The sequence below is a fragment of the Cognatilysobacter segetis genome (assembly GCF_004359965.1).
In the GTDB taxonomy this organism is placed as follows: Bacteria; Pseudomonadota; Gammaproteobacteria; order Xanthomonadales; family Xanthomonadaceae; genus Cognatilysobacter; species Cognatilysobacter segetis.
The window spans coordinates 1-13,218 of the sequence record NZ_SMRQ01000027.1; the positions used below are offsets into that span (position 1 = coordinate 1).

The 13,218-nt window shown below is 71.3% G+C and carries 15 protein-coding genes, 1 tRNA gene and 1 pseudogene; 6 read left to right on the forward strand and 11 right to left on the reverse strand.

Annotated elements, in window-relative coordinates; translation table 11 throughout:
- From E4F61_RS07510 to E4F61_RS07520, 3 genes are all read right to left on the reverse strand, one after another.
- Window positions 1-688: AMIN domain-containing protein (locus E4F61_RS07510; RefSeq protein WP_162301442.1), on the reverse strand; the 688-nt coding region annotated here is incomplete at its 3' end.
- An 83-nt stretch (window positions 689-771) separates the two neighbouring features.
- Window positions 772-1,248 (reverse strand): tRNA (adenosine(37)-N6)-threonylcarbamoyltransferase complex ATPase subunit type 1 TsaE, encoded by a 477-nt coding sequence (tsaE, locus tag E4F61_RS07515; RefSeq protein WP_133479060.1) that lies wholly within the window; start codon window positions 1,246-1,248, stop codon window positions 772-774.
- Window positions 1,245-2,699 (reverse strand): NAD(P)H-hydrate dehydratase, encoded by a 1,455-nt coding sequence (locus tag E4F61_RS07520; RefSeq protein WP_133479061.1) that lies wholly within the window; start codon window positions 2,697-2,699, stop codon window positions 1,245-1,247. Before E4F61_RS07520 ends, tsaE begins: the two co-directional genes overlap by 4 nt.
- 22 nt (window positions 2,700-2,721) lie before the next feature.
- Between E4F61_RS07520 and queG the strand changes: the two genes are divergently transcribed.
- Together queG and E4F61_RS07530 are read left to right on the forward strand one after the other, a co-directional pair.
- On the forward strand, window positions 2,722-3,813 hold the full coding sequence (gene queG, locus E4F61_RS07525; protein ID WP_133479062.1) for a tRNA epoxyqueuosine(34) reductase QueG: 1,092 nt from the start codon (window positions 2,722-2,724) through the stop codon (window positions 3,811-3,813).
- 50 nt (window positions 3,814-3,863) lie between these two features.
- Window positions 3,864-4,268, forward strand: a complete 405-nt coding sequence (locus tag E4F61_RS07530; RefSeq protein WP_133479063.1) for a TfoX/Sxy family protein — start codon at window positions 3,864-3,866, stop codon at window positions 4,266-4,268.
- Window positions 4,269-4,312: 44 nt separating this feature from the next.
- Here the strand turns inward: E4F61_RS07530 and pgi are convergent, their stop codons facing one another.
- The 6 genes and pseudogenes from pgi to pcnB all read right to left on the reverse strand — a co-directional run.
- Entirely contained in the window at window positions 4,313-5,827 is a 1,515-nt protein-coding gene (gene pgi / locus E4F61_RS07535; protein WP_133479064.1) for a glucose-6-phosphate isomerase, read from the reverse strand.
- 3 nt (window positions 5,828-5,830) lie between these two features.
- Complete coding sequence (gene panD, locus E4F61_RS07540) at window positions 5,831-6,211, reverse strand: aspartate 1-decarboxylase (RefSeq protein WP_133479065.1); 381 nt, start codon at window positions 6,209-6,211, stop codon at window positions 5,831-5,833.
- 81 nt (window positions 6,212-6,292) lie between these two features.
- Window positions 6,293-7,147 carry a pantoate--beta-alanine ligase gene (gene panC / locus E4F61_RS07545; protein WP_133479066.1) on the reverse strand — a complete coding sequence of 285 codons (855 nt, stop codon included), beginning with the start codon at window positions 7,145-7,147 and terminating at the stop codon, window positions 6,293-6,295.
- Between the two features lie 2 nt (window positions 7,148-7,149).
- Window positions 7,150-7,971, reverse strand: a complete 822-nt coding sequence (gene panB / locus E4F61_RS07550; protein ID WP_133479067.1) for a 3-methyl-2-oxobutanoate hydroxymethyltransferase — start codon at window positions 7,969-7,971, stop codon at window positions 7,150-7,152.
- A 4-nt stretch (window positions 7,972-7,975) separates the two neighbouring features.
- Complete coding sequence (folK, locus tag E4F61_RS07555) at window positions 7,976-8,470, reverse strand: 2-amino-4-hydroxy-6-hydroxymethyldihydropteridine diphosphokinase (protein WP_133479068.1); 495 nt, start codon at window positions 8,468-8,470, stop codon at window positions 7,976-7,978.
- Window positions 8,467-9,759 (reverse strand): annotated as a pseudogene (pcnB, locus tag E4F61_RS07560) (polynucleotide adenylyltransferase PcnB); the annotation flags it as partial. The pseudogene pcnB and the gene folK, both read right to left, overlap by 4 nt.
- Window positions 9,760-9,887: 128 nt before the next feature.
- Here pcnB and E4F61_RS07565 point away from each other — a divergent pair.
- Window positions 9,888-9,963: transfer RNA gene (locus E4F61_RS07565), tRNA-Glu, on the forward strand.
- Between the two features lie 120 nt (window positions 9,964-10,083).
- On the forward strand, window positions 10,084-10,407 hold the full coding sequence (fdxA, locus tag E4F61_RS07570) for a ferredoxin FdxA (protein ID WP_133479070.1): 324 nt from the start codon (window positions 10,084-10,086) through the stop codon (window positions 10,405-10,407).
- A 69-nt stretch (window positions 10,408-10,476) separates the two neighbouring features.
- Here the strand turns inward: fdxA and E4F61_RS07575 are convergent, their stop codons facing one another.
- Together E4F61_RS07575 and dapA are read right to left on the reverse strand one after the other, a co-directional pair.
- The gene (locus E4F61_RS07575; RefSeq protein ID WP_133479071.1) at window positions 10,477-10,974 is read right to left on the reverse strand and encodes a hypothetical protein; all 498 of its coding nucleotides are present in this window, start codon (window positions 10,972-10,974) and stop codon (window positions 10,477-10,479) included.
- A 13-nt stretch (window positions 10,975-10,987) separates the two neighbouring features.
- Window positions 10,988-11,890: a 4-hydroxy-tetrahydrodipicolinate synthase gene (gene dapA, locus E4F61_RS07580; protein WP_133479072.1), complete on the reverse strand. Its 903-nt coding sequence runs from the start codon at window positions 11,888-11,890 to the stop codon at window positions 10,988-10,990.
- Between the two features lie 166 nt (window positions 11,891-12,056).
- Between dapA and E4F61_RS07585 the strand changes: the two genes are divergently transcribed.
- Window positions 12,057-12,617 carry a glycine cleavage system transcriptional repressor gene (locus E4F61_RS07585; protein WP_133479073.1) on the forward strand — a complete coding sequence of 187 codons (561 nt, stop codon included), beginning with the start codon at window positions 12,057-12,059 and terminating at the stop codon, window positions 12,615-12,617.
- Between the two features lie 47 nt (window positions 12,618-12,664).
- On the forward strand, window positions 12,665-13,153 hold the full coding sequence (locus E4F61_RS07590; RefSeq protein ID WP_133479074.1) for a peroxiredoxin: 489 nt from the start codon (window positions 12,665-12,667) through the stop codon (window positions 13,151-13,153).
- Window positions 13,154-13,218: the final 65 nt, after the last annotated feature.

Sequence of the window (13,218 nt, forward strand, 5' to 3'; positions counted from 1 at the left end):
CGCGCGGCGCGGCGGGCGCCGGCAGGAGGACCGGGGCGGATGACGCCGTGGTAGCTGCCGAGGCTTCGATGCGGGGCGGCGCCACGATCGCGGGCGCTGACGATTGCGGTGGCAGGACCGGCGTCGTCGTCACGGCCGGGGCGGCCTGGGACGAGCCGGCCACCGAGGCGATCACGGCGTCGATCGACGGCCGCTCGATGGCGGTGCCCGGCGGCGTGGAAGGCGGCTGCAGCACCGTCGGCGACGGCACGGAGGCGGTCGGAGCGGCAGCGACCGCCACGGGCTCGTCGTCGCCCGGCCACTCCAGCACCAGGCGGGCGCCGGCACCCGCCGGCTCGATGCGAGGCTGCAACGCGGCCACCGGTTGCGCGAGGTCGAACACGATGCGCGCGACGCCCGGCGCGGGCGCGCCGTAACGGACGCTGCGGACCACGCCGGTCGGCGACGGCAACGGAGCGCCACGGCGGATCGAGGACGCCGGGAGGTCGACCACGAGACGTTCAGGGGCGGAAAGGCGGATGACGCGGTAGTCGGCCGCCGCCGCGTCGAGCGCGACCTCGGCACGAGTGCCGGTGGGGCCCCTGTCGAGCTGGACGCCGCGAACCTCGGCGGCCTGCGCCAGGTTCCAGACGAGCGCCGCCAGGAGCGCCGCTCCGAGGACCATCTTCTGGACAGTGTCAGCCTTCACGCGCATGGCAGTAAGTCAACCACTGCGGAGGGGTCAATGCAAGCAACTTTTCCCTTGCGAATCCGTGACCTGCCGCCTGTTTCTCAGCCGGCCGTGAAGAGTTCGGGCGTGAAGGCGGCTGTGAGCCGACCGAGCCATTCGTCGCCCACTGGTGAGGAGGCCGTCAGCGCGGCGTTACGGCCCGTGCCTCCAAGATCGAGCGCCACCACGAGATCGGGCGGCGGAAGCGCGCCGGCGCCGCGTTCGGGCCATTCGACCAGCCACAGCACGACGGCGTCGGCATCCAGGCCGAGGTAATCGATCTCGCCGGGGTCGCCGATGCGGTAGAGGTCGAGGTGCCAGGCCTCGCCTCCATCGACCGCGTAGCGTTCGACGAGCGTGTAGGTCGGGCTGCGGATCGCCCCCTGCACGCCCAGCGCGCGTAGAAGCGCGCGGGCGAGCGTCGACTTGCCCGCACCGAGGTCGCCGACCAGGTGCACGACCGCCCGGGGCGGGCGGGTGGCCGCGAGCGCCGCCCCCAGCGCGTCGGTCGCGGCGGCGTCGGGGAGGTGCCAGGTCATGCCGGATTCGCCAGCGTGCGCAGGAACGGCATCAGGTCCGTCGGCAGCAGGCCGCGCTCGCCCGCCTGCGCCGCGCGGTCGGCGGCCGCGGAATGCAGCAGCGCTCCCGTACAGGCCGCGTCGAACGGCTCGAGCCCCTGGGCGCGCACCGCCGCAATGACGCCGGCCAGCACGTCGCCCATCCCGCCCGTCGCCATGCCCGGATTGCCGGCATCCAGCACGACGGGCGTGTGTTCGGGCGCGGCAACGATCGTCCCCGCGCCCTTGAGCACGACCACGCTTCGCAGCCGTTCGGCGAGGCGTGCGGCCGATCCGAACCGGTCGCGCTGCACGTCGGCGACCGGAATGCCCAACAGCCGCGCGGCCTCCCCGGGATGCGGCGTCGCCACCGCCCCGTCCGGAAGGGCGATGCCGTGGCGCGCGACGAGGTTCAGTGCATCGGCGTCGATGACGCACGGGCGCTTCGCCTCGACGACGCGATGCAGCTGCGAGAAGCCCCAGTTGCCCTGCCCCAGCCCGGGCCCGATCACCGTCACATCGGCCCAGGCCGGCGCCGGGTCCGCGTCTTCCGCGACGGACATCGCCTCGGGCAGGCGTGCGAGCAGCGCCACGCGGTGCTCGTCCCGCGTGTGCACGCGCACGAGGCCGGCGCCGCTGCGCAGGGCTGCCTCCGCGCAGAGCAGGATCGCGCCGCCGCTGCCGTGGTCGCCGCCGATGCACGCGATGCGACCGTGGTCGCCCTTGTGGCTGTCACGGCGCCGGGGCGGCAGCGACGCGCCGAGATGCCCAACCGACGCGAGCGCGGCGGCGGGCCGCGGTCGCTCGACCGACGCCGGCACGTCGAGCGCCGCGCACGACGACTGCCCGGCGCATTCGAGGGCGCGGCCCGTGCGAAGCGCCGCCTTCGGCAGCAGGCATTCGACCGTGGCCGTCGCGAGCACGGCGACGCCCGGCACGCCGGTCGCGTCGACGCCGCTGGGGACATCGATCGCGAGCACCGGCGCGTCCTGCGCATTGATCGCTTCGATGAGTGCGTCCGCTGCGCCTTCGGGTGCGCCCGCGAGGCCGATGCCGAACAGCGCATCGACGACCAGGTCGGCCGAGGGGAGCACGCCGCTCCACGCCGCGATCGCGCCACCGGCCTCCACAAAGCGCTGGCGCGCCGCGGCGGCATCGGCATGGCGCGTGCCCGAGGGCGCGAACTCGATGACCTGCACGCGGCGGCCGGACTTGTGCGCGAGCGTCGCGAGTACGTAGCCGTCGCCGCCGTTGCCTCCGCTTCCGCAGACGACGACGAGCCGCATCGCCGCGGGCCAGAGGTCGAGCGCGCGTTGCCAGGCGGCCTGCCCCGCGCGCGTCATCAGGATCGAGGACCCGCCGACCGCCGCGATCGCGGCGGCATCGAAGCGACGCACTGAATCGGTGTCGAACAGCGGCGGAAGGTCGCGCATCGCCGGATTCTATACTTCGCCCATGAGCCCCGCCGCCGCGGTCGACGCACCCCTGGACCTCGCCGCGACCGCCGCGCGCGTGCGCCAACTCGCGCGCGACATGGGCTTCCAGCGCTGCGGCATCAGCGGCGTCGAGCTCGCGGAGGACGAGGCGTTCCTCGCCGACTGGCTCGATCGGGGCCTGCACGGATCGATGGACTGGATGGCGCGCCACGGCAGCAAGCGCGCGCGGCCCGCGGAACTCCTGCCGGGCACGTTGCGCGTGATCAGCGTGGGCCTGGACTACGGCCGGCGCGACGATGCCGAGGCCTGGCAGACGCTGGCCGACGGCGAACGCGCGTATGTCGCCCGCTACGCGCTGGGCCGGGATTACCACAAGCTCATGCGGCACCGGCTGCAGACGCTCGCCGAGCGGATCGCCGCCGAGATCGGACCGTTCGGATATCGCGTCTTCGTCGATTCCGCGCCCGTGCTCGAGCGGGCGCTCGCCCGCAACGCCGGGCTCGGATGGATCGGCAAGCACACCTGCCTCATCGACCGTGACGGCGGCTCCTGGTTCTTCCTCGGGGAGATCTACGTCGACCTTCCGCTGCCGGTGGACGCGCCGGCGACGTCCCATTGCGGCACGTGCGCGCGCTGCATCGACGTCTGCCCGACGGGCGCGATCGTCGCGCCGCACCGGCTGGATGCGCGCCGCTGCATTTCGTACCTCACCATCGAACACGAGGGCGCGATCGACCCGGAGCTGCGGCCGCTGATCGGCAACCGCATCTTCGGTTGCGACGATTGCCAGCTCGTCTGCCCCTGGAACAAGTTCGCACGGCGCACCGACGAGCCCGACTTCCGCGCGCGCAACGATCTCGACACCGCGACGCTGCCCGAGCTGTTCGCGTGGTCGGAAGAGGAGTTCCTGCGGCGCACCGAAGGCACCGCGATCCGTCGCAGCGGCCATGCCCGCTGGCTGCGCAACATCGCGATCGCACTTGGCAATGCGCCCGCCACCCCCGCCGTGCTCGAGGCACTCGAATCGCGCCGCGACAGCGCGGACCCGGTGGTGCGCGACAGCGTGGAATGGGCGCTCGACCGACACGCCGGCACCGCACGGCCGCGTTAGACGCGTCGCCCGGGCGCTCACCCGGCAGTGAATCCACCAAGGACATCGCCATGGCCACCGATCCCGCCACCGTCGAGTTCCTGATCGACCAGCTCGGCACGCGGGGCGCGTCGTACGCCACCAAGCGGATGTTCGGCGAGTACTGCCTGTACCGGAACGGCCTCCCGGTGGCCTTCGTCTGCGACGACGTGCTGTTCGTCAAGGACACGCCGGCCGGACGCGAGGTGATCGCCGAAGCGACGACGCCGCAGTTCGGGCCGCCGTATCCGGGCGCGAAGCTTTATCTCCGACTGTCACCCGATGCCTGGGACGACGGCGAGTGGCTGCGGCGGGTACTGGACGCGACGGCGGCGGCGCTGCCGGCACCTCGCCCCCGGCCGGCCGCGAAGAAGGCGGCGGACGCCGTCGTACCTTCGTCATCGAAGAGATCGCCGCGCGCTCCGCGCAAGCGTTGAGTCGACCGAGGGCGCCCCCCGATCGCGCGCCGCGCTGCACGGACTCAGCGGTGTGCACCGATCTCCGCGATCAGCGCGCGCGTCACCGGGTCGTCGGCCGGCGCCTCGCCGCGCACCGCGGGAAGGAGGCGATCGGCGATCTGCTTGCCCAGCTCGACGCCGAACTGGTCGAACGCATTGATCCCCCACACGACCGACTGCAGGTACACGCTGTGCTCGTACATCGCGATCAGTGCGCCCAGCGCCTGTGGCGTCAGTGCATCGAGCAGCAGCATCGTGTTGGGTCGGCCGCCGGGATAGCGGCGGTGCGGATCGTCGCTGTCCTGACCGTTCGCGAATGCCTCGCTCTGCGCCAGCAGGTTCGACAGCAGCGCGTCGTGGTTGGCGCGGTGCGGCGCATCGGCGCGGACCACGCCGACGAAATCGCAGGGCACCACGGTGGTGCCCTGGTGCAGCGCCTGGAAGAAGCTGTGCTGCGTGTCGGTGCCCGGGCCGCCCCACCACACCGGCACGGTGTCCACGTCCACGTCCGCGCCGTCGATGCGCACCGACTTGCCCAGGCTTTCCATCACCAGCTGCTGGAGGTAGTTCGGCAACAGGCGCAGGCGTTCGTCGTAGGGCAGCACCGCCTGGCTGGTCAGCGCGAGCGCGTTGCGATTCCACACCGCGGTGAGCGCATGCCACGCCGCGAGGTTGCGCCGCACCGGCTCGCCGGCGACGTGCGCGTCCATTTCGCACGCGCCCTGCAGCAGCGCCTCGAACCCGTCCATGCCGATCGCGATGGCGATCGGCAGGCCCACGGCGGACCACAGCGAATACCGCCCGCCGACCCAGTCCCACATCGGCAGCACGCGCTCCACCGGAATGCCGAACGCGGCGGCGCGATCGACGTTCGCGGTGATGCCGTAGAGCCGCGTGTCGTCGCCCAGCCAGTCGCGCAGCAGGCGGCCGTTGAGCAGCGTTTCCTGCGTGCCGAAACTCTTGGAGATCAGCAGCGCGGCGGTGCGCGAGGGATCGAGCCCGGCCAGGACGCGCTCGGCGGCGTGGCCGTCGACGTTCGAGAGAAAGTGCACGCGGATCCCGCCGCCGCCCGGGGGCGCGAGCGCATCGACCGCCAGCCGGGGCCCGAGGTCAGAACCGCCGATACCCACGCTGACCACGTCCGTGACGCCGGAGCCTGCGATGGCGGCGACCATCGCCTGCATCGCGCCACGCGCCTCGCGCGCCATCGCATGCGCACGCATCGCCGAGTCGGAATCGGACAGGCCGCTGCGCAGCGCCGTATGCAGCGCCGGGCGACGCTCGGTCACGTTGACGTGCTCGCCGGCGAACAGGGCCGCCAGCCGGCCATCGAAATCCAGCGATTCGCCGAGCGCGAACAGCGCGTCGAGCGCGCCGCGGTCATAGCGCTGGCGCGCGAAGCTGGCGTGGATCGGGCCGACGCGCAACGCGAAGTCGCGCGCCCGGTCGGGGTCGTCCGCGACGAGGTCGCGAAGCAGGACGGACTCCATGCGCGCCGCCTCGGCGCGCAATGGGCTGAGGCGGTCGGCAATGGACATGCGTTACGCGGCCTGTGCGGGGATCGACTGGTTGGTGTGGGTCAGGCGGTTGTCGCGGTCGACGTACACGCACACCGGCTTGAACGTCGCGGCTTCCGCCTCGTCGCATTGTCCGTAGGCGGCGATGATGACGAGGTCACCGGGCTGCGCCAGATGCGCCGCGGCGCCGTTCACCGAGATGGTGCCGCTCCCCTCCTCCGCGCGGATCGCGTACGTCACGAAACGCGTGCCCTGGTTGACGTTCCAGATGTGGATCTGCTCGTACTCGCGGATGCCCGAGATGTCGAGCAGGCGTCCGTCGATCGCGCAGGAGCCTTCGTAATGCAGCTCCGCATGGGTGACGGTGGCGCGGTGGATCTTGGCCTTGAGCAGACTGAGGAGCATGGCGGCGGACTCGTCCCGCGGGCCGCGGGCACTGGACACGCGAAGTCTAGCAGCGCATGGCGCGGTGCAGCATGCAGGCGTTCAGCTGGCCGATCGGTCGAATTCGAGGTTGTCGATGAGGCGCGTGCGGCCGAGCTTCGCCGCCACCAGCGCGACCAGTTCATGATCGCCGGGACCGGCGGGCTGCAGGTCGCGGCGGCGGATGGCCGCGTAGTCGACCTCGAAACCGTCCACGGTGAGCGCTTCCGCAGCGGCCGCCTCCGCCTGCCCGATCGCGCCGCCGCCCTGCACGGCCGAGCGCATCGCCTGCAGTACGGCGTGGATGCGCGCCGCCACCGGGCGTTCCGTGTCCGACAGGTACTGGTTGCGCGAGCTCATGGCGAGGCCGTCGGGCTCGCGGACCGTCGGCGCCGCGACGATGTCGATCGGAAACGCCAGATCGCGGACCAGATAACGAATGACCGCCAGCTGCTGGTAGTCCTTGCGCCCGAACACGGCGACGTCCGGCTGCACCTGCAGGAACAGGCGCGCGACCACGGTGGCAACGCCGTCGAAATGACCGGGCCGGTGCGCGCCCTCCAGGATGTCCGTCACACCCGGCACCTGCACGCGCACCGCCTGCGACGCCCCGTACGGATACATCGTCGGCACGTCGGGTAGCCACAGCAGGTCGCAGCCCGCCTCGCGCAGGCCCTCGATGTCCTGCGACGGCGTTCGCGGATAGCGCGAGAAATCCTCGTTCGGTCCGAACTGCGTCGGGTTGACGAACACGCTCGCGACCACGCGGTCGGCGTGCTCGCGGGCGAGGCGCACCAGCGAGAAATGACCCGCGTGCAGGTTGCCCATCGTGGGCACGAACGCGACGCGCTCGCCGTTGCGCTTCCACGTGGTGACCGTGTCGCGAAGCGACGCGAGCGAATCGATGACCGTCGTCATGCTCAGGCGTAACCGTGCTCGGGGCCGGGAAACGCGCCCTCGCCGACTTCGCGAACGAACGCCTCGAATGCGCCGGTGACGCTGCCGCCGGTCGCGAGGACGTCCTTGACGAAGCGCGGCTGGCGCCCATGCCGCAGGCCGAGCATGTCGTGCAGGACGAGCACCTGGCCGGTGCAGCCCGGCCCGGCGCCGATCCCGATGGTGGGAATCGACAACGACGCGGTGATGCGCTCCGCCAACGGCGCCGGCACGCATTCGAGCACCAGCATCGACGCACCGGCCTGCTCGACCGCGCGCGCATCGTCCAGCAGGCGTGCCGCCGCTTCGTCGCCACGGCCCTGCACGCGGTAGCCGCCGAGGCGGAGCACGGACTGCGGCGTAAGACCCAGATGCGCGCAGACCGGCGTCTCTCGCTCCACAAGATGGCGGATCACGTCGAGCTTGAAGCCCGCGCCTTCGATCTTGACCATCGCCGCGCCGGCGCGCAGGAAGCGCGTGGCCGCGTCGATCGCGGCGGCGGGCGTCGCGTCGGACTGGAACGGCATGTCGGAAAGCAGCAGCGCGCGCTGTAGCCCGCGGGCGACGCACGCGGTGTGGTATTCGATGTCCGCGACCGTTACCGGCAACGTGCTGCCGTGACCCTGCACCACCATGCCGAGCGAATCGCCGACCAGCACGGAGTCCACGCCCGCCGCATCGATCGCGCGCGCGAAGCCCGCGTCGTAGCAGGTGAGCATCGTGATGCGTCGACCCTCGTCCCGCGCCTGCAGCAGCCGGGGAAGGGTCACGGGCGACGTCGTGGCGCCGGCGGCATTGGTGTACATGCGGCTAGCGTAGCGCTTCGATGTCGGCGCTTGCCATCTCACGCGCCAGCGCGTCGACGCGGCCATGCCCGGGAATGTCGAGCGACGGGGCGATCTCCGCGAGCGGCACCAGCACGAAGGCGCGCTCGTGCAGATGCGGATGCGGCACGTGCAGGCCGGCCGTGTCGATGCGGGCCTGGCCGTACAGCAGCAGGTCGAGGTCGAGCTCGCGCGGGCCCCAGCGGCGACTGCGCGCACGGTCCCGGCCCGCGTCACGCTCGATGCGCAACAGGACGTCCAGCAGCGGTGCGGCGCCGAGGGACGTTTCGATCCGCGCCACCGCGTTCACGAAATCCGGCTGGTCGGTGTCGCCCCAGGCCGGCGTGCGGTAGAGCGAGGAGCGCGCGACCAGCCGGATGTTCTCGTGTCGAGCCAGGCAGCCAATAGCCTGTTCGACCGCCGCGGCCGCATCACCGATGTTCGCGCCGAGCCCGACATAGGCCTCGACGACCGCGTTCACTCGCCGGGACCGCCGGACGCACGCCGGCGACGTCGGCGCCGGCGCGGCTTGTCGCCCGCCTCGTCGAACTCGCCCGCCGCCTCGGCCGCGTTCACCGCCGCGTCGGGGTGCTGCTGCGCCTCGCGCCAGAACTCGACGTCGCCCGCGTGCTCGTCCGACGCGGTCAGCCGCAGCACGAGGAAATCGAAGGCCGCGCGGAAACGCGGATGCGACAAAAGCCGGAACACGCGACGACGCTGCCGTTGCGCGAAGCGCGGCTGCAGCAGCCAGATCTCCTGCATCGGCAGCGAGAAGCGGCGCGGCAGCGCGATCACGTCCATCTCGTGCAGCGTGACGCGGTCGGCCGCGCGCTGCTGCGCTTCGGGCGCCTGCACGCCGTCGGCCTGGAGACGCGCCAGCGAGCGGCAGTACGCCGGCCACAGCAGCAGCGCGAACAGGAACGACGGCGACACCGGCTCCTCGGCCGCGACGCGCGCGTCGGTTTCGGCGAGTCCCTTGAGCACCATCCGCCGAAGCGCGCCGCTGCGATTGGATCGCAACGCACCGGCCGACTCCGGGAAGAGGACATCGAGCAGGCCGTGCGCCTCGAGCCCGAGGAAACTCTGCACGCCGTGACCCGACAGGAAGAGCTTGAGGCACTCCTCGAAGAGCCGCGCCGGCGCCGCGTCGCGCAGCAGAGCCGCCAGCCGCGGGATCGGCTCGGCAGTCGGACCGTCGATGGTGAAGCCGAGCTTCGCCGCCAGGCGCACGGCGCGGAGCATCCGCACGGGGTCCTCGCGGTAGCGTCGCTCGGGGTCGCCGATCAGCCGGAGCACGCGCGCCTGTACGTCTTGGAAGCCGCCGACGTAGTCGCGAATGGAGAAGTCCTCGATCGAGTAGTACAGCGCGTTCGCGGTGAAATCGCGACGTACCGCGTCTTCCTCGATCGAGCCGAAGACGTTGTCGCGGATCACGGCCTCGACTTCGTGCGCCTCGACGCCTTCCTCCTCGACCTGGTTGGCGCGGAACGTGGCGACCTCGATGATCTCGCGGCCGAACACGACGTGCGCGAGCCGGAAGCGCCGGCCGATGAGGCGGCAGTTGCGGAACAGCGCGCGCACCTGCTCGGGCGTGGCGTCGGTCGCCACGTCGAAGTCCTTCGGATGCCCGCCGATCAGCAGGTCGCGTACCGCGCCGCCGACCAGATAGGCACCGAACCCGGCTTCGCGCAGGCGGTAGAGGACGCGGAGCGCGTTGGGGCTGATGTCGCGACGCGACACGTTGTGCGCGTCGCGCGGAATGATCGAGAGGGCAGCGTCGGAATCGAGGGTCATCAGCGGGCGGCGCCGCGTAGCCGAGGGAAAGCCCATTGCCGCGGGACAGTGAGCCCGCCTATACTACACGCCGCGCCGGACGGAGCTTCCAGCGCTTTCCTCTTGCTCCCTTCGTCTAGAGGCCTAGGACGTGGCCCTCTCAAGGCTAAAACACGGGTTCGAATCCCGTAGGGAGCGCCATATACACGGTCCGGCGCACTGCTCAGTCGCGACAGGCCACACCGGCAACCCGTGCAGCGATGCGCGGGTTGTTTCGTTTCAGGCGGCGTAAAATCGCCGCGCTCCCACGGAATCGCCGCCATGCCCTTCGTCGTCACCGAGAACTGCATCAAGTGCAAGTACACCGACTGTGTCGAGGTCTGCCCGGTCGACTGTTTCCGCGAAGGTCCGAACTTCCTGGTGATCGATCCGGACGAGTGCATCGACTGCACGCTCTGCGAGCCCGAGTGTCCGATCAACGCGATCTACCCGGAGGATGACGTGCCCGCCGGGCAGGAGTCGTTCATCGCGCTCAATGCCGAGCTGTCGAAGGAATGGCCGGCGATCACCGCCCGCAGGGACGCGCCTGCGGATGCCGCCGAGTGGGAAGGCAAGCCGAACAAGCTGCCGTTGCTCGAACGCTGAGCGCGGGACCATCCAGACGAAAACGGGCGCCGCGGGGCGCCCGTTTCGCTTGATGTGGACGGCGACCGATCAGGGAGCGAGCGAGGCCTTGAGCGCGGCGACGAGGCGTCGCGCGGCATCGCCCGTCGCCGGCAGCCCGCGCGGGTCGATCGCGGCGACGTAGCTGTTCCCGCCCGCGCCCGCGCTGACGCGCACGAGGAAGTTGGAGCCGCCGTAGTTCACGTCGTAGGCGCCGAGCAACGGGGCACGGTTGGCGATCACCGCACCGGGCACGCTGCCCAGGGCGGTGCCGAGCTTGGCGTACGCGTCCTCACGCGAGCCGGCGACCGTGAACCCGAGCGACGACGACTGTGCGGCCGCCTGCTGCGCGCCCGAGGAGGTCATGCTGCTCGCGGTCGCCGACGCGGTGGTCGCGGACGTGTCGAGCGGCGGCGGCACTTCCAGCGGTCGCGATTCGACCGGGCCGCTGTAGAGCTTCGAGCCCTTGTGGAACCAGCCGCAGCCGGTGGCGGTAGCGGCGACCGCCACTGCCAGAAGGGCGACGCGCACGGGGGACAGCTTGGACATGGACGCTCCGGGTTCAGGCCGCGACGACGGTGCGGCAGGCGGTTTCGAGTTGCTGGATGAGGCCGGCCAACCGCGTCGCCGACTCGGCATGCGCGGGAGACAGTTCGATGAGCGGGAGGCGCAGGCCGTGCCCGATGCCCAGGCGCGCCAGCAGCGCCTTGACCGGAATCGGGTTCGGCTCGACGCCGAGGAAATCGTAGAGCTCGTGCAACTGCGCATCGACGTCCGCGGCGCCCGGGTCGCGCGCCCGCGCCAGGTCGCACAGGCGACGGAACATCCCCGGCACGACGTTCGAGGCCACGGAGATCACCCCGTCGGCGCCCTGGAGCATCGCACGGCAGGCCGTGGCGTCGTCGCCACTGAGCACCGCGAAGCCGGCGTCGCGGAAGGCCAGCAGCGCGGCCATGCGCTCGGGCTCGCTGCGGGCTTCCTTGATGCCCACGATGCGTGGATGGCCGGCGAGCTCGGCCACCGTCTCCGGCAGCAGGTCGCAGCCGGTCCGGCCGGGCACGTTGTAGAGCACGATGGGCAGCGCGGCGTCGCTCGCGAGCGCCCGGTAGTGCGCGACCAGGCCCGCCTGCGTCGGCCGCACGTAGGGTGGCGTGACCACCAGCGCCGCGTCGGCGCCCAGCGCCGCGACACGGCGCGTGAGCTCGATGGTCTTGAGCGTGTTCGACAGTCCGGTGCCGGCCAGCACGGGGATGCGCCCCCCGACCGTTTCCACCGCCATGCGCAGCAGCAGGTCGTACTCGGGATCGAGCAATGCGGCGGCCTCGCCGGTCGAGCCGGCGACGACCACGCCCTGCGTGCCGGCGTCGAGCTGCTGGCGCAGCAGGCGTTGCCACGCGTCGAGGTCGAGTTCGCCGGACACGTCGAAGGGCGTGGCCAGCGCGGTGATGCTGCCGCTGAGTCGCAAAGGGAGCCTCCGCGGATGCAGAAAAGTCGTCGGATGGGCGCAGTATGCGCGGGCGGATGTTACTTGCGGCGAAAAACCGGCGGCAAGTATCCTGTCGGGCCGCGGATGCGGCTTTCCACCGGCAGCTCCGCCGGGCTCTCCCCTCCTCCCGATCGCAGGCGCCGCCTTGACCGACACCGCTCCCCGGCCGTCGCCGAACGAAAACCATCTGCTGATCAACGCGTACACCACGCATCCGGCCTCGCCCCTGCTGATGGTCACGCGCCGCATCGCCGACAGCGGATGCAACATGGTCGACGCGCGCCTGTCGACGGTGGGCCGCGATGTGTCGGTCACCGCGCTGGCGGTCGGCTCGTGGGACGCGGTCGCCAAGCTCGAGGCGATGCTCACGCGGCTGGAGCGCGAGGAAGGCCTGAAGCTGGTCTGGTACCGCACCGGCCCGAAGCCCGTGCAGTCGAACCTGCTGCCGTACGTCGTCGAAGTGGTCGCGGCCGACAAGGCGGGCATCCTGTTCCAGCTCGCCGACTTCTTCGACCGCCAGGGGATCACGATCGAGACGCTGCACTGCTCGCGCTACCGCGCCATGCAGACCGGCGCCGACATGTTCTCGGCCCAGCTGACCATCGGCGTGCCGTCGAGCATGCACATCGCGGCGCTGCGCGACGACTTCCTCGAGTTCTGCGATCACCTGAACCTCGATGCGATCATGGATCCCATGAAGTTCTGATCCGCCCGCGACGCGCGCTGCGCGTCGACTTCGTCCCAGGAAACGCCATGTCCGCGCCCGCCCCGATCGCCGGCCCCGGCGACACCGTTCCCGACCTTCCGCTGGCGCTCGCCAGCGGCGCCGCCACGTCGCTCGCCGCCTACCGCGGTCGCTGGCTCGTGCTGTACTTTTATCCGAAGGACAGCACGCCCGGCTGCACCACCGAAGGGCTCGACTTCAATGCGCTGCTGCCGGAATTCGAGGCCGCGGACGCCGCGGTGCTGGGCGTGTCGCGCGACACCGTGAAGTCGCACCAGAACTTCCGCGCCAGGCAGGGGTTCGTATTCGACCTCGTCAGCGATCGCGACGAAGCCCTGTGCCGGGCGTTCGATGTGATCCGCGAGAAGACGCTGTACGGCCGCACCTCCCTCGGGATCGAGCGCAGCACCTTCCTGATCGATCCGGCCGGCCGCGTCGCCCACGTCTGGCGGCCGGTGAAGGTCGCGGGCCATGCCGCGGCCGTACTGGCGACGCTCCGCGAACTCAGCGGCGGCTGAATACGCTTCACCCGTCACGCCAGCGGCGCTATCGTGACCCGTCGGCGCGCGACGGGCGCGCATCA